Annotated in this window: 1 protein-coding gene; it reads right to left on the bottom strand. The window is 69.3% G+C overall.

Annotation, left to right across the window (positions count from 1 at the left end; translation table 11 throughout):
* Positions 1-190: 190 nt before the first annotated feature.
* Complete coding sequence (locus FDZ70_09845) at positions 191-1,990, bottom strand: FtsX-like permease family protein (GenBank protein ID TLM69041.1); 1,800 nt, start codon at positions 1,988-1,990, stop codon at positions 191-193.
* Positions 1,991-2,006: the final 16 nt, after the last annotated feature.

Here is a 2,006-nt window from a genome sequence, read left to right on the forward strand (position 1 = left end):
CCGCCAGTCCGACCAGCGCGAACGCGAGCCACTTGTGCCACTTGAGGTGCTGCTTGCCGAGGCGGATCCAGCGCTTGCCGATCGCGACATCGGCGAGTAGAAGCGCAAGGAGCGCCGCGCCGCCGAGCGCGGGGACGATGAGCGGTACGGTCACAGCGGTCCTCCTCGCATGCTCGCGCCCTCAAGAGCGTCACTCGTAGTGCAGCGCCGTGACCACGTCGAGCCTGCCGGCTGTTCGGGCCGGGACCACTGCCGCAAGCAGCGCGAAGCTCAGGCCCGACAGCACGGCGATGAGCACACCGCTGAACGGGAACGTGTACGGCACCACGTAGCCGCTCGAGTTCATCGCGTAGACGAGCGCGTACCCGAGCGCCACGCCGCCGACGATGCCGAACAGGATGCCGACGCAGCCGAGCAGCAGCGCCTCGGCCACCACCATGCGGCTGACCTGGCCGCGCGTCGTGCCGACCGCTCGCAACATACCGATCTCGCGGGTGCGCGCGAGCACGCTGATGGCGAGCGTGTTGAGCAGCGCGAGCAGCGTCGGGATCGCGAAGATGCCGAGCAGGCCGTAGAGGAACGGCATCTCGCTGTTGATGAGCTTGACCTGCGACGCCTTGAACGACGCCGAGTCGTACAGCACGAGCTGCGGGTAGTCGCGCACGACGCGCGCGAGGTCCGCCTTCACGGCCGGGATCGCGGATCCCGGCGCCACGTTGGCCAGCACGAGCACGTTCGTGCGGATGCCGAAGTCCTCGGCAAGGTCATCCTGCGAGATGTAGACCGTGGCGAGCTTCGCGTTCAGGTAGTCGCTCGCGACCCCCACGACCTCGTAGTACCGCCGCCCGCCGGGCGTCTCGAGCTGCAGCTTGTCCCCGATGGCCACGCCGTTCTGGGCAGCGTAGATGCCGTTGACCAGCACTCGGCCGCCCTCGGAGAGCTTGCCGAGGTCGCTCGGCACCGTGCCGTTCGAGTAGGTGAACGAGGCGACCTTGGGGTACTCGACCGGGTCGATCCCGACCACCTGGACCTGGGCTCCCTTCACGCTCGTGACGCCGAGCCGCAGCGTCGCGACATCGCCGACCCCCCACGTGGCGGCGATGCGGTCGACGAGCGCCTGGTCCACGCCGACGTTGCCCCCGCCGAGGATGAGCCCCGACGGCAGCAGGATGAAGTCCGAGCCGAGCGACTTGTCGAGGTAGTCCCAGAAGCCGCCCATCGTCGAGCTGAGCACACCCACGAGCGAGATGACGACCGCGAGCGACACGAGGATCGCCGAGGCGGTCGCCGCAGCCCGCCCCGGCTGCCGCACCACGTTCGAGCTGGCGAGGTCGGCGGTTGCCGGAGCGATCGGCGCGATGACGCGCGACAGGCCGCGCGAAAGCGGCTCGATCAGCGCCGGGGCGATCATGACGAGCCCCCCGAGCGCGAACACCGCACCGAGACCCACGCTCCACGACTGCCGCAGCAGCAGGAGCGGGACACTCGCGACGACCATGACCCACCCGGCCGAGACCCACACGCTGCGCTCGCGCTCGACGACTTCGGCCACCTGCGGCCGCAGCGCCTCGAGCGGGGTGATCCTCGCGGCCTGCCTCGCCGGGATGACGGCGCCGAGCACCGTGATACCGACCCCGAGGAGGATCGCCGTCGCCCACAGCCCCGGGCCGAACTGCGCGGACACGTCTGCGGTCACGTGCAGGATCTCCCTGAACATGTACTCGTAGCCTGCGGCCGACCCGACACCGATGCCCCAGCCGATGAGCAGGCCGAACCCGGTACCCAGCGCGCCCTGCAGCAGGCTCTGGATGAGGAAGATCCCGAGGATCGTGCCGCGCGTCGCGCCGATGGCGCGCAGCATGCCGATGTCGTGACGGCGTTCCGAGACGAGCGTGCGGAACGTGTTGAGGATGATGAAGCCGCCCATGATGAGCGCGAAGATCCCGAACATCGAGATCGCGAACCGGCCGACCTTGAGCGCGGCGAGCATCGAACTCTCGTTCGAC

It is taken from the genome of Actinomycetota bacterium (assembly GCA_005774595.1).
In the GTDB taxonomy this organism is placed as follows: domain Bacteria; phylum Actinomycetota; class Coriobacteriia; order Anaerosomatales; family D1FN1-002; genus D1FN1-002.

What these genes read in the sequence shown, in the direction of transcription:
- FDZ70_09845 (TLM69041.1), bottom strand. Translation starts at nt 1,990, where the DNA reads ATGCTCGCCGCGCTCAAGGTCGGCCGGTTCGCGATCTCGATGTTCGGG.